Origin of the sequence: Catenulispora sp. GP43 (assembly GCF_041260665.1) — a bacterium.
Lineage (GTDB): Bacteria > Actinomycetota > Actinomycetes > Streptomycetales > Catenulisporaceae > Catenulispora.
The window spans coordinates 300,814-320,101 of the sequence record NZ_JBGCCT010000010.1 but is presented as its reverse complement, the minus strand read 5'-3'; the positions used below and the strand labels follow the sequence as shown (position 1 = coordinate 320,101).

Here is a 19,288-nt window from a genome sequence, read left to right as displayed (position 1 = left end):
ATGGCAGCGGCGCCCACCCCGCCGGCGAGCGCGGCCCAGGCCTCCGGCCGCGAGGCCCTGCCGGTCGCGACCTATCCCGAGGTCCGCCAGTACGCCGCGCAGGTCGCCCGCTCCCGCGGCCGCGACCTGATCCTGACCGTCGGGCTGTTCGCCCTGGCCGCGGTCGCCGGCCTGTTCGGCCCGCGGCTGCTCGGCGCGCTGATCGACGACGTCCAGCACGGCACCACCGGCGGCCACGTCGATACCATCGTCGGCCTCATCGCGCTGTTCCTGATCGTGCAGACCGTGCTGACCCGCTACGCCAAGCTCGCCGCCGGCAAGTTCGGTGAGGGCGTGTTGGCCGAGCTGCGCGAGAACTTCGTCGCCCGGGTCCTGGAGCTGCCGCTGTCGGTGGTGGAACGGGCCGGCAGCGGCGACCTGCTCTCGCGCTCCTCGCGCGACGTGGACATGCTGAGCATGGCCGCGCGCTACGCCGTGCCGACCACCCTGGTCGCGATCGTCACGGTCCTGCTCACCATGGGCGCCCTGGCGCTGGTGAGCCCGTGGGCCGTGCTGCCGCTGCTGGTCATCGTGCCGCCGATCGCGGTGGTGTTCCGCTGGTACATGAAGCGCGCGCCGGAGGGCTACCTGGCCGAGAGCGCACGCTACGCCGACCTCACCGACGGCCTGGCCGAGACCGTCGACGGCGCGCGCACGGTGGAGGCCTTGGGCCTGCAACAGCACCGGATCCGGCGCACCGACGAGGACATCCGCCACCAGTTCGCGGCCGAGCGCTACACCCTGCGGTTGCGCTGCGTGTTCTGGCCGACCACAGAGTCCTGCTACATCGTGCCGGTGGCCCTGACGCTGCTGCTCGGCGGCCTGGGCTACGTGCACGGCTGGTTCAGCCTGGGCCAGGTCACCGCGGCCACGCTGTACATGCAGCAGATCATGGGCCCGATCGACGACATGCTCGCCTGGGCCGACCAGCTGCAGGTCGGCGGCGCCTCGCTGGCCCGGCTGCTCGGCGTGGCCGGCGTCCCGGCGGACCGCCAAGCCTCCGGCGACCAGCCCGTCGGCGAGGACCTGCGGGCCACTGACGTGCGCTACTCCTACATCCCCGGCCGCGAGGTCCTGCACGGCGTGGACCTGACCCTGCACGCCGGCGAGCGCCTGGCCATGGTCGGCCCCTCCGGCGCCGGCAAGTCCACCCTGGGCCGCCTGCTGGCCGGCATCCACGGCCCCACCGGCGGCTCGGTCGCGGTCGGCGGCGTCCCGCTCGTGGAGCTTCCGCTGGGCGATCTGCGCGGCCAGGTGGCCTTGGTGAACCAGGAGCACCACGTCTTCGCCGGCACGGTGCGCGAGAACGTGGTCCTGCCGCGCCCCCAGGCCAGTGAGGAACAGGTCCGCGACGCCCTGGCCGCCGTCGACGCGCTGAGCTGGGTCGACGCCCTGCCCGAGGGCATGCAGACGGCCATCGGCGCCGAGGGCCACACCCTGTCCCCGGCCCAGGCGCAGCAACTGGCGCTGGCCCGCCTGGTCCTGGCCGACCCGCACACTCTGGTGCTCGACGAGGCGACCTCGCTCATCGACTCCCGCGCGGCCCGCCACCTGGAGCGCTCACTGGCGGCGGTGCTGGAAGGCCGCACCGTCATCGCGATCGCACACCGGCTGCACACCGCGCACGACGCGGACCGCGTCGCAGTGGTCGAGGACGGGGTGATCGCCGAGCTCGGAAGCCACGAGGATCTGGTGGCGACCGGCGGGGCTTACGCAGGGCTCTGGGACTCCTGGCACGGGCGCGGCGCGGCGGCCGAACAGAGCTGAGGGCTGAGGGCTGAGCACCGTCTCACGCGGCGACCGTACTGCGAGTGCGGTCGCCGTCGCCGAGGAAGTCGGTGCTGTCCGCGAACTGATCGACCGCCCCGATCAGCGGTAGGGCCCGGATATCCGCATCCGCGACCTTCTCCATCAGTGCACGGACAAAGCGGTCCGCCCCGATGACCTGAAAGGGCCGCTCGAAATACAGCCGCGTGCTCGGATCCAGCGCTTCGGTGAATCCGAGCTGATTGTGTTGCTCGGCGACCAGCTCATAGACCTGCCCGAGATGCCGCTCCCGTGTCTTCCAGTCCGTCGCGGCCAGCGCGGCGGTCATGGGTGGCGTGAGCACCGCTGCCGCATCGCAGCGCGCGAACGCCGACCCCAGCCACTTGCTGTACGGCGGATACCGCCGCTCCATCAGAAGCACCAGCCGCATCAGGTCCCGAACCAGCCGCGCGCACACCACCGCCGACCCGAGCTCGTCCCCGACCTCCCCGCAGCGCCCGAGGAAGGCCTCCTCCTGCGAGATCCGCTTCCACTGGCAGGCCAGTACATACAGCCACACATCGCGCGGATACCACGCCAGGGCCTCGCGATCCGCCGTCAGCTGCCCGAGCCCGTCATGGAACACCGCCCCGGCCGTGACCTCCAGCAGCCGCTGCGTCGGCGTGGCCAGCCAGTCCGTGGTCGTGACTCCACGCGACGGCGTGAATCCCAGCGCTCCGGTGAGCCAGTCGTCGACGCCCACGACGTCGATCAAGTGCGTCGGACAGCCGAGGAACGTCTTCGGAAGCTGATATTCGAAGGCTGACACCAGCCGATCGCGGTACCGCACCACGTCATCAGCCGCCAGGAACAGCTGCAACCGCGGCCCCCAATCGTGGTCCGCCGAGCGCGCCGTGTCGAACCCGAGCACCTCCGACCCGCTGCCCAGCCGCGCCGCCGCGTGGGGCAGACCGGGCAGTTCGGCGTCCAGGATCGGCAGCACGGCCTCGAGGTGGAACCGCCGCGACAGCTCCAGGCCGGGCACGAATTCGACAGTGACCATGTCCGAAGCCTGCCGCGATGATCGCCGCGGCGCGAGCGGGTTTTCAGGCCCGCGCGAACGTCCGCCGATAAGCCTGCGGCGACACGCCCACCGAAGCCCGCAGATGCTGGCGCATCGACGTCGCCGTCCCGAACCCCGCCTGCTCCGCGACCCGGTCGATCGGCAGGTCGGTGGCCTCCAGCAGATGCCGCGCCAGGTCCACCCGCTGCGTCGTGAGCCACTGTCCGGGGCTCTGCCCGGTCTCGGTGCGGAACTGCCGCGTGAACGTCCTGATGCTCATCCGCGCGTGGCCGGCCATGTCGTGCAGCGTCAGCGGCTCGTGCAGCCGCTCCAGCGCCCAGGCGCGCGCCGGCCCGGTGCCGGTGGCCGCCGGGGCCGGGACCGGCCGTTCGATGTACTGCGCCTGCCCGCCGTCGCGGGACGGCGGTACCACGCAGGCGCGCGCCGCCGCGTTGGCCACCGAGCTGCCGTGGTCGGTGCGGATGATGTGCAGGCACAGGTCGATGGCGGCGGCCACGCCGGCGGAGGTGAGGACGTCGCCGTCGTCGATGAACAGCACGTTCGGATCCACGGACAGGGCCGGGAACAGCTCCTCCATCCGGTCGGCCTGGTGCCAGTGCGTGGTGACCTTGCGGCCGTCGAGGATCCCGGCGGCGGCGAAGACGTAGGCGCCCGTGCACAGCGCCACCTTGCGGGTGCCGGGACGGATCCGGGCCAGCGCCTCGGCGAGTTCCGGCGGCAGGGGAGCGCCGTGGGCCAGCTCGTCCACGATCGGGTACGCCGGCGGCACGATCACCGTGTCCGCCTCGGCCAGCGCCTCGGCGCCGTGCGCGACGTACAGCGAGTAGTCCTCGGTGGTGGTGACCGGACCGGCGGTGATCCCGCAGGTCACGACCTCGTACAGGGGCTCCAGGTCCGGCCCCGGCGCCGCGCCGAACAGCCGCGCCGGGATGCCCAGGTCGAAGGGGATCACGCCGTCGAGGGCCAGGACCACGACGCGGTGCCGGGGACGCGCGGGGTCGGCGTCGGGCAACGGTGTGGTGCGGCAGGGGCCGGTCAGATGAGCCATGGCCCGATTCTTTCACATGTTGGCCATCGGGCCACTGTCGGGAAGGGGGCCGGTCCGCGACCGTGGAGGCATGAACGAAGACATCACCACCATGCGAGCGATCGTCGCCACCGAGGCCGGCCCGGCGAGCGTCCTGAAGGAGACCCGCGTCCCCAAGCCCCAGCCCGGAGGCACCGAGATCCTGGTCCGCGTGCACGCCGCGGCCATCAACCCGGTCGACTGGAAGACCCGCGCCCGCGGCGGCTGGGAAGGCCGGACCGACCTCACCGACCAGGGTCCGATCCTGGGCTGGGACGTCTCCGGCGTGGTGGAGGCGGTCGGCCCCGGGGCGACCCGGTTCAAGCCGGGCGACGAGGTCTTCGGCATGCCGCTGTTCCCGCGCTTCCCCGGCGGCTACAGCGAGTACGTCGCCGCGCCCTCCCGCCAGTTCGTCCTGAAGCCCGCCGGCCTGTCCCACGTCCAGGCCGCCGCCCTCCCGCTGGCCTCGCTCACCGCCTACCAGGCCCTGCACGACTTCGCGAAGATCCAGCCGGGTCAGAAGGTGCTGATCCACGCCGCGGCCGGCGGCGTCGGCCACCTCGCGGTCCAGATCGCCAAGGCCCTCGGCGCGCACGTCACCGGCACCGCCAGCGCCGCCAAGCACGACTTCCTGCGCGAGCTCGGCGCCGACGAGGTGATCGACTACCGCCAGGTGGACTTCGCCGAGACCGTCACCGGCATCGACGTGGTCATCGACGCCATCGGCGGGGACTACTACGACCGCTCCCTGCGCACCATGAACCCCGGCGGCACCTTCGTGGCGCTGAACTACGACGTCAACGAGGAGATGAAGGCGCGCGCCGCCGAGCGCGACATCGTCGCCGACTTCATGCTGGTCGAGCCGGATCTCGGCGGGATGACCGCGATCGCCGCGCTGGTGGCCGAGGGTCGCCTGCGTCCGGTGATCGAGGCGGAGTTCCCGCTGGCCGAGGTGGCCAAGGCACATGAGCTGGGGGAGACGAACCGGGCCTCCGGCAAGATCGTACTGACGGTCGTCGAGGACTGACCCGCCAGCTCACCAACCGCATACGCGCGCCCCGGATCTCCCCCGAGAGATCCGGGGCGCACCTGTGTGCGCGAACCCCTTCGCACATCACCGACACGGGCCGCCGGGGACCCCGGCGGAAGCATCGGCGCGCCCCTATACCCAGATCGCGCGCAAGTAACTCCTGCGATCAAGGATTGAGTCCGAAGGATTTTCTTCGATAGACTGGTCGCACATCATTTCTTCCACAACACGTCTGATGATCGGATCACGAGTTCCGTCATCCCGACCCCGGCGAGGTGACACATGCGGCAGCACACGGGAATCCTGCGAGTCCTGTTCGACGAGGCTCATAGCGAGGCCTGGACCATCGATCCGGCCCGAGCCCTGGCCATGAACCCGGTGAACCCGGCCGACGCCGGCTACACGCATGCCGCCGACCTGCTGCGCGTGCGCGGCTACAGCGTCGCCGCGCACCTGGGCGGGGCGTTCACCCCCGAGTCGCTGGCCGGCTCCGACCTGCTGGTGATCGCGCACCCGGCCGATCCGGCGCGCGAGCGCACCACCGGCGTCGGGACCCCGGTCTTCACCCCGGCCGAGCTGGACGTGCTGCAGGCCTACGTGGCCGCCGGCGGCGGTCTGGTGCTGCTGGCCGACTCCGAGCAGGACAACGGCTCCAACCTGGCCGCGCTGCTGGGCCGCTTCGGCGTGGGCATGGACCACTTCACCGTGCAGGACGCCACCCGCCGCCACCAGGGCAACGCCCGCTGGGTGCTGGCCGAGCGCGCCGCGCTGCCGGAGAGCCGCCTGGAGCCCGAGGACGTGCTGGCCGGCGTCGCCGAGGCGTGCTTCTACCGCTCCGGCACCCTGTTCACCGCCGAGGGCGCGGACGTCATCCCGCTGCTGAACTCCTCGCCCACCGCCGACCCGGCGGACCGGCCGCTGGCCGTCGGCGTGCGCTTCGGCAAGGGCCGGGTCGCGGTGTTCGCCGACTCCGACATGTTCGGCGACGACTCGATCGCCGACTACGACCACCGCGCGCTCTGGATCAACGCCGTCACCTGGGCCTCGCGCCGGCCCCGGCCCGCCGGCGCGGACGCCGAGCCGCACCCGGTCGCCTCCTCGGCGGCCTTCGGCGACCTGAAGGCGGCCATCGAGGAGCTGCGGCCGCTGCAGTCCAAGGACGGCTCGATCGACTTCGAGGCCGAGGGCAACGAGCGCGCGAACGCCGAGGCCCTGGCCGAGCGCATCGGCGCCGCCGTGCAGTCGCTGGCGCCGGACTTCCCGCACGACGCCGACTACCTCGACGCGTTCGGCAAGGATCTGCTCCGCTGGGCCGAGGACGGCTTCGGGGTGCCGGACTTCCTGGACTCGCTGAACGCCTTCCACCCGGCCGCCCAGCGCGAGGACGGCCGCGAGCACCTCGTGGTGTTCCCGATGTACACGCAGAACGGCAACCTGGACCGCAACTTCGAGGCGCTGATCATCCGCACCGTGTGGCCGGACTGGATCGCCGAGCTGGAGCGGGACAAGTACCCGAACCCGCAGTTCGTGCCGATCGAGTTCGTCGCCCCCGACGCCTTCACCGCCGGCTACGACACCAACAGCGCCGTGCTGTTCCCCGAGACCGTCGCGGTCCGTGAGACCCCGGTGTTCACCTGGGGCGCCATCATGCAGGACCGCGAGGCCGCGCGCTTCCGCATGGTCACCTCGGCGGCCGCCTCGACCCTGAAGATGTCGCTGCCGCCGGACGCCGCGCGGTTGCTGGAGGACCAGCGGCTGACGCAGGAGGTGTTCGTGCTCTGGGACCTGATCCACGACCGCACGCACAGCCACGGCGACCTGCCCTTCGACCCGTTCATGATCAAGCAGCGGATGCCGTACTTCCTGTACTCGCTGGAAGAGCTGCGCTGCGACCTGACGACCTTCCGGGCCGCGGTGGACATGGAGCGCGAAGGCACCGCCGGCGCCTCGCACGCGCGCCTGGTCCAGTACACGATCCTGTTCGACCGCCTGTTCCGCTTCCCGATCACCGGCGGCCGGGTCCGCAACTACGACGGCCTGGGCGGCCAGCTGCTGTTCGCCTACCTGCACCGGCACGGCCTGATCCACTGGACCGACAACCGGCTGGCCGTGGACTGGTCCCGGATCGCCGACGCGGTGGTCGAGCTGGCCACCGAGGTGGAGACGCTGTACCGGGACGGCATCGACCGGCCCAAGCCCGCGCACTGGATGGCCGCCTACCAGCTGGTCTCCGGCTATGTCGCGCCGCACCCGAACTCGGTCTGGGCCAAGGGCCCGGCCGCGCTGCCGCTGGACGGCCCGCCCAAGGGCCTGGTGGACGCGGTGCTGCCGGACGAGTTCCCGCTGTCGATGTTCTACGAGGCCCTGAACAAGAAGCTGAAGCCGGTCATCGAGGCCACCCGGGGTGTAACGGGCTGACCCCGGCGCGCACCAATATCCTGGCCGTCCCGACCGGGCGCCGTACATCACCGCACCATCGATGAGGAGACTTCCAGCAATGAGCCTGAACACCGAGTCCGTGGTCGTGGTGGCCGGCGCCGGCGGCGGCGCCGGCGGCGCGGTGGTCCGCGCGCTGACCGCGGCCGGAGCGACCGTGATCGGCGTCGACACCACCACCGAGAACGCCGAGCGCGGCACCGCCCTGGCCGTCGGGCCGGGCCGCGCCGTCCCGGCCGCGGTGGACCTGCTCGAAGCCGAGGCCACCAAGGCGTTCGCCGACAAGGTGCTGGAGGAGCACGGCCGCGTGGACGGCGTGATCCACCTGGTCGGCGGCTGGCGGGGCTCGAAGAGCTTCGGCGAGTCCAAGCTCGAGGACTGGGATCTGCTGCACAAGCTGCTGATCCAGACCACGCAGCACACCTCGCTGGCGTTCCACGAGGCGCTCGACGCCGCCGGCGACGGCCGCTTCGTGCTGATCTCGGCGACCGCGGCCTCCGCGCCGACCGCCGGCAACGCCGCCTACGGCGCGGCCAAGGCCGCCGCCGAGGCCTGGACGCTGGCCCTGGCCGACGGCTTCAAGAAGGCCGGCGACAACGCCGCCGCGGTGGTGCTGGTCGTCAAGGCCCTGCTGACCGACGCCATGAAGGAGGCCAAGCCGGAGGGCAAGTTCCCCGGCTACACCCACGTGGACGACCTGGCCGCCGAGATCGTGAAGCTGTTCGCGCTCCCGGCCGCCGAGGTCAACGGCACCCGCGTGCGCCTGGCGCCCTGACCCACCCCGAACCTGATCCGTCCCCGAAGGCCTGAAGGAACACCGTGACCATCACCCGCCGCCACGACCCCGAGTACCGCGGTTTCGCCAGCGACAACTACGCCGGGATCCACCCCGAGATCCTGGAGGCGATCGCCGTGGCCAACGGCGGCCACCAGATCTCCTACGGCGAGGACGCCTACACCGAGCACCTGCAGGACGTCTTCAAGGGCCACTTCGGGCCGCGCGCCGAGGCCTTCCCGGTGTTCAACGGCACCGGCGCCAACGTCGTGGCGATGGACGCGATGATCGAGCGCTGGGGCTCGGTGATCGCCGCGGCCACCGCGCACATCAACGTCGACGAGTGTGGCGCCCCGGAGAAGATCGGCGGCCTGAAGCTGCTGACCGTCCCCACCCCCGACGGCAAGCTCACCCCCGAGCTGATCGACACCCACGCCTGGGGCTGGGGCGACCAGCACCGCGCGCAGCCGCTGGTCGTGGCCATCACCCAGTCCACCGAACTCGGGACCTGCTACACCCCCGAGGAGATCAAGGCGATCTGCGATCACGCGCACCAGCACGGCATGAAGGTGTTCCTGGACGGCTCCCGCCTGGGCAACGCCGCCGCCACCCTGGGCCGCCCCTTCCGCGAGTTCACCACCGACGCCGGCGTGGACGTGCTGAGCTTCGGCGGCACCAAGAACGGCCTGCTGGCGGGGGAGTGCGTGGTGGTCCTGAACCCCGACGCCGCCCACGGCGTGATGTACCTGCGCAAGATGTCTATGCAGCTGGCCTCCAAGATGCGCTTCATCTCGGCCCAGTTCGACGCCCTGCTCTCCGGTGACCTGTGGCACCGCAACGCCTCGCACGCCAACGCCATGGCCCAGCGCCTGGCCGAGGCCGTCCGCGACGTTCCGGGCGTGAGCATCACCCAGCAGGTCCAGGCGAACGCGGTCTTCGCGATCCTGCCGCGCGAGGTCACCGAGCGCCTGCAGAAGCGCTTCCGCTTCTACACCTGGAACGAGCACACCGGCGAGGTGCGCTGGATGTGCTCGTTCGACACCACCGAGGCGGACATCGACGCGTTCGCCGCGGCAGTGCGCGAGGAGATGGCGCACGCCTGAGAGGTTTGTCGAGCCTCGGCATCCGTTGTGATGCCGGGGCTGTTCGCGCGGTGACGCAGTGCCGTCAGCGTCAGGAAGCGGCTGAGCGGCCGGCCGGTCCCGAAAGCTGATTCAGCGCGTCTTATGCGATAAATTGGCCCTCCATGACCGACCCCGCTCCCAACCCCTGGCCGCCCGGCCCGATCAGGACCGAGCGGCTCGTCCTGCGCCAGACCGAGGCCCGCGACCGCGCGACGATCATCGACCTGTTCGCCTCGCCGGAAGTCGGGACCTACGTCGGCGGCGCCCAATCGCGCGACGAACTGGAGCGCACCGCACCGGAGATCCCCGGCCGGCGCTTCGGCTTCTTCGTGATCGAACGCGACGGCGCGATGATCGGCCTGATCACCCTCGACCGCCGCGCCGCGGTGCACCCGGGCCACGTCCGCCCCGAGGCGAACGAGACCGAGCTGGGCTACATGTTCCTGCCGCACGCCTGGGGCCAGGGCTACGCCGCCGAGGCGTGCACGGCGGTCCTGGACTGGGTCGCCACCGTCCGCCCCGGCGAGCCGGTGGTCCTGTGCACACAGGAGGCCAACATCCCCTCCCGGCGCCTGGCGACGAAGCTGGGCTTCGCCGAGGTAGACCGCTTCGAGGAGTACGGTGCCGAGCAGTGGTTCGGCGTCCGATACCCTCCTGCCCTCTAGGCTGCGCGGCGCGGCCGCTTCGTGGGGGTTGAAACAGATGGCTGTCTTCGCAACGTACTGCCAGGTCTGCGGGCTGCCGGTCCAGCAGGACCACTACGTCCCGGCCGAGACCGCGAACATGTTCCACATCTGGCGCGGCGACGGCGGCGACGCCTGCGCCCCGATCATCGCCTTCGGCCCCGAACACGCCTGGCTGCGCGACGCGCTCGGCCTGCGCATCGACGGCGACGCGCTCCTGACCCCGACCGTCTCAGGCCTCGTGCACGACGGTGATCTGGAGAGCCCGGCGGGCCCGCTGTTCAACGCGGACCTGTTCGACGGCGAGGGCGACGACCGCATGGCCCTGCACGCCGCGTGCTGGCGGCTGGCCGGCGAACCGATGTCGTGGGGGCCGCTGTCGCATCTGCGGAACCTGCCGGAGAGCGAGAACCGCTACCGGCAGCAGCTGTTCGATTTCGAGCCCTTCGTCGCCGACGGCCACGGGTGGATGCTCGTGGACCCGGAGTCGGAGACGCCGGACGGACTGCGCAACCGGGAGCGGATTCTGACGCTTATCGAGGCCGAGACCGAGGCCGAGGCCGGAGCTTAGCCGGCTGCCGCCGTACCGGTACTCAGGCGCTGTCGTCCAACTCGAACATGAACGCCGTCATACTGACATGCACCCTGTCCTCGGCCCGCGGCTGACCTGCCTTGTCGTGGATGAGCTGGATAGCCTGCTGGACCAGGTCGCACGCCTCATCCCACACCTCACGGCCCACCCACACCTCGACGTCGGTGGTCGACCGTTGCCTGGTCATCAAAGGCAGCCGACGGCGAAGGTCGGTGAGCGTCGCCTCATACAACAGCTCCCGACCGCTGGAAGGATCCAGGCGGTGGGCGCTGGTCGGGTCGTATTGATAGAGCAGCCGTGCCCGTCCGCGGCGGGCCGGGGTGGCCGGGTCCTTGACGTCCTCGACCCGCTGCAAGAACCCGGCCGCGGCGAGCTGGCGCAGGTGATAGCTCGCCGACGCGTGCGCGATGCCGAGCTCGTCCGCGACCTCGGTCGCCGACATCGCCGTCCCCGTCACCAGCGACACGATGCGGAGCCGCAACGGGTTGGCCAGGGCTCGAAGGGGAACCAGCCCAGTATTATCCAAAGGCATGTTGGGACCCTATCTCCTGCTCATGAGGCCCTCACCCGGGGGTCGACGACGCCGTAGAGCAGGTCCACGACCAGGTTCGCCAGCACGATGAAGGTGGTGGCCACGAGCGTGACGCCCATGAGCACGGGCAGGTCGGACTGGCTCACCGCGTCCACCGCCTCGCGCCCGATGCCCGGCAGGTTGAACACCTGCTCGGCCAGCGCCACGCCGCCGAGGGCGAAGCCGATGTCCATGCCGAAGATGGTGACGATCGGAGTCAGGGCCGCGCGCAGCGCGTGCTTGAAGATGACCGTCCGCTCCGGCAGGCCCTTGGCCCGCGCCGTGCGGATGAAGTCCTCGTTCATGGTGTCCAGCATGCCGACCCGGGTCAGGCGGGCGTACAGGGCCGCCAGGCCGAACGCCACCGCGATCCAGGCCAGCAGCAGATGCGTGAACCAGTTCCACGGATCCTTGGTGAACGCGACGTAGCCCGGATCCGGGAAGATGTGCCAGTTCACCACGAACACCAGCGCCAGCAGCGGGCCGACGAAATACACCGGCAGCGACACGCCGACCAGGGCGGCGATCATGCCGGCCCGGTCGACGATCGAGCCCTTCTTCAGCGCCGAGGCGACGCCCACGGCCACACCGAAGACCAGCCACAGGACCGAGGCGCCGATCGCGAGCGAGATCGTGACCGGAAGCCACTTGCCGATGCTGTCGGTCACCAGCTCGTTGGTCTTGAAGGAGTAGCCCAGGCACGGGGCCGAGCAGTGCGACATCTGCGTGCCGGTGTCGTAGTCGTAGCCGACGAAGATGCCCTTGATGAAGCGGCCGTACTGCACCCAGACCGACTGGTCGAATCCGAAGCGATGGATGACTGCGGCGATGGCGTGAGGGTTCTGGGTCTTGCCGACGTACTGCTCCGCCAGCGACTCGGCCGTCTGTCCGCCCAGGCGTGGGAAAACGTAGAAGATGAAGAACGTGATCAGACTGATCACGAACAGCAGCACGACTGCTGAGAACAGACGCCTGATGATGTAGGTGATCACAGGGCGGTCGGCCAAGCCGTGGAGGGGACTGGCCCAGCTTTATCCAAAGGCATGTTGGGATAATAGACAGTGCTTACGCGGGCAAGCAAGATGCCCGGGCGTGCCTTGGCGATCTTCTTGGGCGCGCAGTCCAGGCAGGGAGCTCAGCCCCCGAACACCTCGTCGCGCACGAGATCGAGCCCTGTCAGCACGGCTCCGCGCAGCACCGCGTCGCCCTCGACCGTGCTCGCCCGCACCTCGGTCTCGATCGGCGACTTGGCGGCGAGCCGTTCCTCGACCAGCGTCGCCAACGGCTCCCCGGCGGCCCGTCCCGCGCTGCCGCCGAGCACCAGAAGCCCGGGGTCGAGGACGGAGACCACGGCGAACGCGCCCTTCGCGATCTGCTCGGCGAGCTCCTCCGGCGCGATCGTTTCGCGCACCTCGGGCCCGATCCGGTCGCAGAACCCGACGCCGTCGACCTCCAGCCAGCCCAGCTCGCCGGCGCCGCCCGATGAGCCGCGCCGCAGCCGGCCGTCCAACACGACCGCGCCGCCGATGCCCTCGTCCAGCCACAGCAGTACGAAGTCCGCGCGGCCGACTGCCGCGCCGAGCCGGTGTTCGGCGACGGCCGCGAGGTTCACCTCGTTCTCCAGGAGCACCTTGACGCCCAGCACCCGCTCCAGCTCGCGCGGCAGGTCCGGCCGCCAGCCGGGCACTTCGTTCCGGCCGGCCGGCTCGCCCGAGTACGGGCGCACCAGGCCGGGGGCGCCGATCACCACGATGTGCGGAACGCGGCCGTCGGCGGCCTCCCGGATGGCGTCGGTCAGCATCGCGACCAGGTCCGGTTCGCCGTCGGCGGCGTCGGCGTCGGTGCCGTCAGGGCTGTCAGCGCCGTCGGCGGTGTCGGCGGTGTCGAAGCGCCGGGCGGCCGTGCCGACGGTCTGGCCGGACAGGTCGGCCACGGCCGCCGTGAACCCTGTGCGGCGCAGGTCCACGCCGACCACGTGGGCCCGCTCGGAGATCAGCCGGTAGAGCCGGGCGTTCGGCCCGCGCCGGATCTGTTCGGCCTCGCCGACGAACTCCACCAGCCCGGCCGCGGTCAGCCGGTCCACGAGGTCGGCGATGGTGGGACGGGACAGCCCGGTGAGCTCGCGCAGCCGCGGGGCGGTCAGCGGGCCGTGCTCGATCAGCAGGTCGAGCGCCAGCCGGTCGTTGATCGCGCGGGCGGTGGCCGGGGTCGCGGTCTTCATGGCCCCATAGTAATCAGGCAGGGACCCTGATTAATTCACTTTCCATCAGGAAGGGTCCCTGATAATTTCTCCGACGTGACCCAGCTTCTGACCCCGCCCGGCCTGTCCGCCCAGCCTGACGACCCGCGCCCCGACGACCGGGCCCGCCACCGCGCCATCAAGCTGATCTTCCTGGTTCACGGCACGGTCGCCGGCACCCTGGCCACCTCCCTGCCCTGGATCCAGGCGCACGACCGACTCAGCCCCACGTCCCTGGGCCTGGTCCTGTTCTGCGCCCCGATCGGCTCCTTCGTCGCGATGCCGACCGCCAACCGCGTCGCCCACCGCATCGGCGCCCGCCGAGCCACCCGGCTGCTGATCCTCCTGTGGTGCGCACTGCTTCCGGCGCCGGTCCTGGCCGGCGGCCCGGCCCTGCTGTTCCCGGCCTACCTGCTGCTCGGCATGGCCGCGGGCAGCAGCGACGTGATGATGAACGCGCAGGGCGTGGCCTTGGAACGCAGCTCCGGCCGCCCGGTCATGTCCGGCCTGCACGGCATGTGGTGCCTCGGCAGCCTGGTCGCGGGCGCGGCCGGCATCGGCGCGGCCCAAGCGCACCTGGACCCGCGCGTGCGCCTGCTCGTCACCGCCGCGGTGCTGCTGGTCCTGGCCGGATGCGCCGGACGCGGCCTCGGCGCGGACGTCCCCACCGCCGGCGCCGCCGAACCCGCGCCGCGCCGCTTCGCCCTCCCGACCCGCGCCATCCTCGGCATCGGCATCGCGGGCTTCTGCGGTACCTTCGCCGAGGGCGCGACCACGAGCTGGTCAGGGGTCTACGTCACCAAGGTGGTAGGGGCCGGACCCACGGTCGCGGCCACCGCCTACACCCTGTTCATGCTGAGCATGACCGCCACCCGCCTGTTCGGCGACGCCGTGGTACGCCGCATCGGCCCGGTCATGGCGGTCCGTATCGGCGGCGTGGTGGCCACCTGCGGCGGCGTCCTGGTCGTGGCCTTTCGCGCCCCACTGCCCTGCATGCTCGGCCTCATCCTGATAGGCACCGGCATCGCGATGAACGTGCCCCTGGTGTTCAGCGCCGCCGGCCGAAAGGGCACCTCGCTCGGCGAAAGCGTCGCCGGCGTAGCCACCATCACGTACCTGTCCGGACTTATCGCTCCCGCAGCGATCGGCTGGACGGCCGGCGCGGCGGGCTATCCGGCGGCCTTCGCCCTGATCACTGCTTCCGCGGCGGCGCTGGCCCTGCTGGCCGGTGCGCTGCGGACGCGGCCGGAGCAGGCGACAATGCATCACGAGGGCGAGCCACGCTAAGACAACACCCGCCGCTTGAAGTTCCGCTGCCCCAACCCGAGGAACAAGGCCAAGAACCCGATCAGCACCGGATACACCACATACAGATGCATGTGCGGCGCGTCCGTCAGCGCCGCGCGCATCCCCTCGTTGATGTAGATCAGCGGGTTGACCAGCACCAGCGTCTGCAACCACGGGAACCCGCCGACCTTGACCGGCGCCAGCCGCGTCCACTCGTAGTACGTCCCGCCCAGGAACGTCAGCGGCAGCACCACGAAACCGAACATCAGTCCGATGTTCCGCGCCTCGAACGTCGTCCCCAGCAGCAGCCCCAGCGAGGTCATCGCCACACACGCCAACGGGATGATCGTCAGCAGGATCCACCAGTGGAACGACAGGTCGGCCTGCACCCCCTTGGCGTGAACCACCGCGGCGATCGGGAACACCAGCAGCGCCGAGATCATCCCCTGCACCGCGCCGGAGAACACCTTCGCTTGCGCCACCAGCCAGATCGGGCACGGCGCCTGCACCCGGTCCTCGATCTCGCGCGTGTAGCCGAACTCCGAGGCCAGTTGCAACGCCACCGCCTGGATGCCCTGGAACATGATGGAGATGCCGACCACGCCCGGCACCAGCACCGTCGCGAACGCCGACTCGCTGTGCGTCCCGCCTCCGCCGCCGATGCCCTGCCCGATCGTCGGGAACACATACAAGAACACGAACACCAGCAGGAACGGCTGGACCAGCGTCCGCGCCACGAACTCGCCGAAGTTCTTCTTCAGCACCATCAGGTCGCGCAGGATCAGCGCGCCCAGCGCCGTGCGCGCCGCGGCGGCCGCCGAACGCGTCGGACGGGAGCCGATCTGCTGCCGCGTACCGGGCAGGGCGTCGGTTCGCGCGGCCATCAGTCCCTCAACTCCTTACCGGTCAGCCCGATGAACACGTCCTCCAGGCTCGGCTCGGCCACCGACAGGTCGGCCACGTCGTAGCCGGCGGCCTCGGCGGCTGTGACGATCCGCGCCAGCGCGCCGTCCGCGCCGCGCAGGTGCATCTCCAGGCTGTCGCCCGACGCCCGCATCCGCGTCACCCCGGCGACCTGCTCCTGCAGTACGGCGCCGAGGGCGTCGAGGTCGCCCTTCGCCCTGACCGTCACCACGGTGTCCGCGTCCACGCCGTGCTTGAGCTCGGCCGGCGTGCCCAGCGCCAGGATCCGGCCGTGGTCCATGATGGCCACGCGCTCGCACAGCCGGTCGGCCTCCTCCATGTAGTGCGTGGTCAGCAAGATGGTCTGGCCGTCGGCGTTGAGCTCGCCGAGGATCTCCCACAACGCCAGCCGGCTCTGCGGATCCAGGCCGGCGGTCGGCTCGTCCAGGAACAGCACCGCCGGCCGGTGGAAGATCGCGCGCGCCACCATCAGCCGCTGCGCCATGCCGCCGGACAGCGCGAACACCGAGGCCTTGGCCCACTTGGCCAGGTGGAACTGCTCCAGCAGCCGGTCGGCGGCGCGGCGCGACTCGGCGCGCGGGATGCCGAACAGCAGGCCGTGCACGTACAGGTTCTCCCAGACGGTCAGCTGCCGGTCCAGCGTGTTCTGCTGCGAGACCACCCCGATCAGCTGCTTGGCCAGCGCCGGCCGCGCCACCACGTCCACCTCGCCGACGAACGCCCGGCCCGAGGTCGGCACCACCCGCGTGGTCAGCATGCCGACCGTGGTGGTCTTGCCGGCGCCGTTCGGGCCGAGCAGGCCGAAGATCTCACCGGGCCGCACGTCCAGGTCCAGGCGGTCGACGGCGGCGAAATCCGTGTCCCGGTAGACCTTGGTCAGCTCGCGCGTGCCGATGACGCCGGTCGGGGACTCCACACCGTCCAGGCTATGGCCACGGACAGTGAGCCGCTACAGAACGGCGGAATCATCGGCTCCTGTCACCTGTTCGGCCGCCGCGGCATGGTTGGCCCGGTCGATTTCCGCCATATGGGCCTCGGCCCACGCGCGCAGCGCGGACAGCGGCTCCTCCAACGACAGGCCGAGCGCGGTCAGCCGGTAGTGCACCCGCGGCGGGACGGTCGGCTCGACCCGCCGGTCGACGAGCCCGTCGCGGACCAGGCCCCGCAACGTCGTGGAGAGCATCTTCTGCGAGACGCCGGGCATCCGGCGCCGCAGCTCGGCGAAGCGCACCTCGGCCGGCGCGGCCCCGGCGAGCACCTTCACCGCCATCGACGTCCACTTCGAACCGAGCCGGTCCAGCAGTCCGCGGGTCGGGCACGCCGGATCGAACAAGTCGCCGCGCGCGTCGTCGGCCAGGGCGGTCACTTCCACCTCACCACCTGACGGAGAAGTGCCGTCTTGGCCCGTCTCCATCGCTCTCCTACGGTTACCAGGTATCCAATCGTAACCACATGGGAGGAACCATGTCCCCGTACGAGGACCCGCGGCTGCTTCGCATACCGGTCAACGGAATCGAGGTGAACGTCGCGGTCAGCGGAACCGGCCCCGCGCTGCTGATGCTGCACGGATTCCCCCACACCTGGCGGCTGTGGAGCGCGGTCATCGGCCCACTGTCCGAGCACCACCGCGTCATCGCCCCGGACCTGCGCGGCCTGGGGGACAGCACCCGCGCCGCCGACGGATACGACGCCGAGAACCTCGCCCGCGACGCCGAAGAGCTACTGGCCGCCCTGGACGTCGACCACGCCGCGGTCGCCGGCATCGACGCCGGCGCCGCCCCGGCCTTCCTGCTGGCCCTGCGCCGCCCGGACCTCGTGCGCCGGCTGGTCCTGATGGAAGCAGTCCTCGGCCGCCTGCCCGGGGCCGAGGACTTCCTGTCCGGCGGCGCACCGTGGTGGTTCGGCTTCCACCAGGTACCGGACCTGGCCGAAAGGGTCCTCGCCGGCCACGAGGCCGAATACGTCGACTGGTTCCTCACGGCCGGAACGTGCGGACGCGGCATCCCCGCCGGTGTACGCGACGCGTTCGTCGCCGCGTACACCGGCACGGAGTCACTGCGCTGCGCTTTCGAGCACTACCGCGCGATGCCCGAGACCGCGCGCCAGATCCAGGCCGCGACCGCCGCCGGCCGGCTGACCGCGCCGGTGCTGGCGATCGGCGCGCAGCCCGTCGGCCCGGCGCTGTACCACCAGCTGCGGCGGGTCGCCGACGACGTCACCGGGCGCACCATCGCCGATTGCGGGCACATCATCCCGCTGGACCGACCCGAGGCCCTGCTGGCCGCGCTCGCCGACTTCCTGGACTGACATCGTTCACCGACTCCCACACTGAGCGCACCCGAGTGTCACGACCCGCTGATCGGATCCAACTGTTCGGGAGCCGGACGCAGCAGCCACAGGTCGCCACCCGGCGGCGTCTGCAGATGCGCGACGGCGGCGCGCGCCGTGCGGTCCCCGGCGTCGGCCGCGGCGTGGATGTCGTCGTCGGCGGCGAAGGCCTGGAACTGGAGCTCCGGATACGTCCAGGCGGCCTGGCCGGTCGCGGCCGGGACGACGAAGTCCACCGCCTTGAACAAGGTGCCGCCGCCGGGCGTGGTGTAGTGCCACAGGTCCACGCCGACGTGCCGGCCGATCATCGCCAGCCGGGTCAGCGCCACCAGGTCGAAGGTCGAGTAGTGGAAGCTGCGGGTGCGGGACAGCTCCTGCGGCAGCCCGCCGCCGGCGGCGATCTGGTCGTCCAGCCGCTTGGTCTCGGCGGTCACGACGATCGAGCGGGCCAGCGCCGGCTGCCCGGTGGCCAGCGCGAGCGCGGCCTCCTGCATGTCGAAGAAGGAGCCGTGGTTGTTGGTCGCGGCGGCCTCGTCGGAGGCGTTCTTGCTGGTCTGCAGCCAGGTGAGGAACTGCTTGTTCCAGCTGGTCATGCCGGCGTTGTCGGACGCGGACCAGCCGGGCGCGCCGGTGTTCAGCAGCGCGACGGCGTCGAGGATGTCGGTGAACTGCTGGGAGAAGTCGATGATGCCGATGCCCCGGCCGCTGACCATGCAGGGGATGAACTGGGTGTAGTCCAGGCTCGGGTTCATGCGCGTGGCCGGGTCGACGAACCAGGTGCGCAGGTCCAGCGCCGCGCGCTGGGCGTAGGCGGCGTCGCCGGTGTAGTACCAGGCCAGGGTGAGGTCGTAGACGGCGTTGAACATCTCGCCGCGCTCGGCGTGGTCGGTGATGTCGTCGATCGCGGGGTTGCGCACCCCGTCCTTCTGCACGTACGGGCAGCCCCAGGGGTTGGCGGCGGTGGCGGGCTGCGTGGGCCACCAGTAAGGGGCCTGACTCAGGTAGTCGTGCTTGTCGTTGCTCGGCGGCAGTTGCGGCTTGTCCATCACCGACCACGGTCCGGCGGTGAGGTCGGCGTCGGCCTGGGTGCGCAGTTCGGTCAGCGGGGCTTGCAGGGACGGGACGCCGGCGCGGACGAGTTCGCGGGTCAGCGCCATGCGGTAGCCGTCCAGGACCACGGTCGCCGGGATGCGGAACGAGCGGCTCGCAGGGGCCTGATCCGCCGTGCGCGCCGCGGCTGCGGCGGACGGCGTCACCAGGCCCGCGACGAGTATGAGGGCTGCGATGGTGCGGCTGCGTTTCACGAAAGTCTCCCATTCCATCTGGTGGAGGGTTTTCATATACGTGAACTGATGACAGGTTTA

General features: G+C 71.0%; 18 protein-coding genes. 9 read left to right on the top strand and 9 right to left on the bottom strand.

Annotated features, from left to right (window positions below; genetic code table 11):
* The gene (locus tag ABH926_RS22690) at positions 1-1,806 is read left to right on the top strand and encodes an ABC transporter ATP-binding protein (protein WP_370367708.1); all 1,806 of its coding nucleotides are present in this window, start codon (positions 1-3) and stop codon (positions 1,804-1,806) included.
* 22 nt (positions 1,807-1,828) lie between these two features.
* Here ABH926_RS22690 and ABH926_RS22685 read toward each other — a convergent pair whose 3' ends face one another.
* Positions 1,829-2,848 carry a DUF4037 domain-containing protein gene (locus ABH926_RS22685; protein ID WP_370367707.1) on the bottom strand — a complete coding sequence of 340 codons (1,020 nt, stop codon included), beginning with the start codon at positions 2,846-2,848 and terminating at the stop codon, positions 1,829-1,831.
* Positions 2,849-2,891: 43 nt separating this feature from the next.
* Positions 2,892-3,917, bottom strand: coding sequence for a GlxA family transcriptional regulator (locus ABH926_RS22680; protein WP_370367706.1), 1,026 nt, complete (start codon positions 3,915-3,917; stop codon positions 2,892-2,894).
* 70 nt (positions 3,918-3,987) lie between these two features.
* Here ABH926_RS22680 and ABH926_RS22675 point away from each other — a divergent pair, with 70 nt between their 5' ends.
* The 6 genes from ABH926_RS22675 (at position 3,988) to ABH926_RS22650 (ending at position 10,554) form a co-directional block, all read left to right on the top strand.
* On the top strand, positions 3,988-4,962 hold the full coding sequence (locus ABH926_RS22675; protein ID WP_370367705.1) for an NADP-dependent oxidoreductase: 975 nt from the start codon (positions 3,988-3,990) through the stop codon (positions 4,960-4,962).
* A 285-nt stretch (positions 4,963-5,247) separates the two neighbouring features.
* The gene (locus ABH926_RS22670; protein WP_370367704.1) at positions 5,248-7,383 is read left to right on the top strand and encodes a DUF6421 family protein; all 2,136 of its coding nucleotides are present in this window, start codon (positions 5,248-5,250) and stop codon (positions 7,381-7,383) included.
* Between the two features lie 79 nt (positions 7,384-7,462).
* Positions 7,463-8,176 carry an SDR family oxidoreductase gene (locus tag ABH926_RS22665; protein ID WP_370367703.1) on the top strand — a complete coding sequence of 238 codons (714 nt, stop codon included), beginning with the start codon at positions 7,463-7,465 and terminating at the stop codon, positions 8,174-8,176.
* Positions 8,177-8,220: 44 nt separating this feature from the next.
* The gene (locus ABH926_RS22660; protein WP_370367702.1) at positions 8,221-9,279 is read left to right on the top strand and encodes a low specificity L-threonine aldolase; all 1,059 of its coding nucleotides are present in this window, start codon (positions 8,221-8,223) and stop codon (positions 9,277-9,279) included.
* A 143-nt stretch (positions 9,280-9,422) separates the two neighbouring features.
* On the top strand, positions 9,423-9,965 hold the full coding sequence (locus tag ABH926_RS22655; RefSeq protein WP_370367701.1) for a GNAT family N-acetyltransferase: 543 nt from the start codon (positions 9,423-9,425) through the stop codon (positions 9,963-9,965).
* A gap of 37 nt (positions 9,966-10,002) precedes the next feature.
* A complete protein-coding gene (locus tag ABH926_RS22650; protein WP_370367700.1) occupies positions 10,003-10,554 on the top strand; it encodes a hypothetical protein in 552 nt (183 codons plus the stop codon).
* Between the two features lie 22 nt (positions 10,555-10,576).
* Here the strand turns inward: ABH926_RS22650 and ABH926_RS22645 are convergent, their stop codons facing one another.
* The 3 genes from ABH926_RS22645 to ABH926_RS22635 all read right to left on the bottom strand — a co-directional run bounded on the left by ABH926_RS22645 (position 10,577) and on the right by ABH926_RS22635 (position 13,367).
* Positions 10,577-11,107 carry an ArsR/SmtB family transcription factor gene (locus ABH926_RS22645; RefSeq protein ID WP_370367699.1) on the bottom strand — a complete coding sequence of 177 codons (531 nt, stop codon included), beginning with the start codon at positions 11,105-11,107 and terminating at the stop codon, positions 10,577-10,579.
* Positions 11,108-11,127: 20 nt separating this feature from the next.
* Entirely contained in the window at positions 11,128-12,138 is a 1,011-nt protein-coding gene (locus tag ABH926_RS22640) for an ABC transporter permease (protein WP_370367741.1), read from the bottom strand.
* 143 nt (positions 12,139-12,281) lie between these two features.
* Positions 12,282-13,367, bottom strand: a complete 1,086-nt coding sequence (locus ABH926_RS22635; protein ID WP_370367698.1) for an ROK family transcriptional regulator — start codon at positions 13,365-13,367, stop codon at positions 12,282-12,284.
* Positions 13,368-13,442: 75 nt separating this feature from the next.
* On the opposite strand from ABH926_RS22635, the gene ABH926_RS22630 reads away from it, so the two are divergent.
* The gene (locus ABH926_RS22630; protein ID WP_370367697.1) at positions 13,443-14,672 is read left to right on the top strand and encodes an MFS transporter; all 1,230 of its coding nucleotides are present in this window, start codon (positions 13,443-13,445) and stop codon (positions 14,670-14,672) included.
* Here ABH926_RS22630 and ABH926_RS22625 read toward each other — a convergent pair.
* The 3 genes from ABH926_RS22625 to ABH926_RS22615 are packed head-to-tail and all read right to left on the bottom strand — an operon-like array spanning position 14,669 to position 16,968.
* Complete coding sequence (locus ABH926_RS22625) at positions 14,669-15,556, bottom strand: ABC transporter permease (protein WP_370367696.1); 888 nt, start codon at positions 15,554-15,556, stop codon at positions 14,669-14,671. The two genes, ABH926_RS22630 and ABH926_RS22625, sit on opposite strands and share 4 nt — an antisense overlap.
* The gene (locus ABH926_RS22620; RefSeq protein ID WP_370367695.1) at positions 15,556-16,512 is read right to left on the bottom strand and encodes an ATP-binding cassette domain-containing protein; all 957 of its coding nucleotides are present in this window, start codon (positions 16,510-16,512) and stop codon (positions 15,556-15,558) included. Before ABH926_RS22620 ends, ABH926_RS22625 begins: the two co-directional genes overlap by 1 nt.
* Before the next feature lie 33 nt (positions 16,513-16,545).
* Positions 16,546-16,968, bottom strand: a complete 423-nt coding sequence (locus tag ABH926_RS22615) for a winged helix-turn-helix transcriptional regulator (protein ID WP_370367694.1) — start codon at positions 16,966-16,968, stop codon at positions 16,546-16,548.
* 80 nt (positions 16,969-17,048) lie between these two features.
* Here ABH926_RS22615 and ABH926_RS22610 point away from each other — a divergent pair, with 80 nt between their 5' ends.
* Positions 17,049-17,903, top strand: coding sequence for an alpha/beta fold hydrolase (locus ABH926_RS22610; RefSeq protein WP_370367693.1), 855 nt, complete (start codon positions 17,049-17,051; stop codon positions 17,901-17,903).
* A 38-nt stretch (positions 17,904-17,941) separates the two neighbouring features.
* On the opposite strand, the gene ABH926_RS22605 is transcribed toward ABH926_RS22610, so the two are convergent.
* Entirely contained in the window at positions 17,942-19,246 is a 1,305-nt protein-coding gene (locus ABH926_RS22605; RefSeq protein WP_370367692.1) for an alginate lyase family protein, read from the bottom strand.
* Positions 19,247-19,288: the final 42 nt, after the last annotated feature.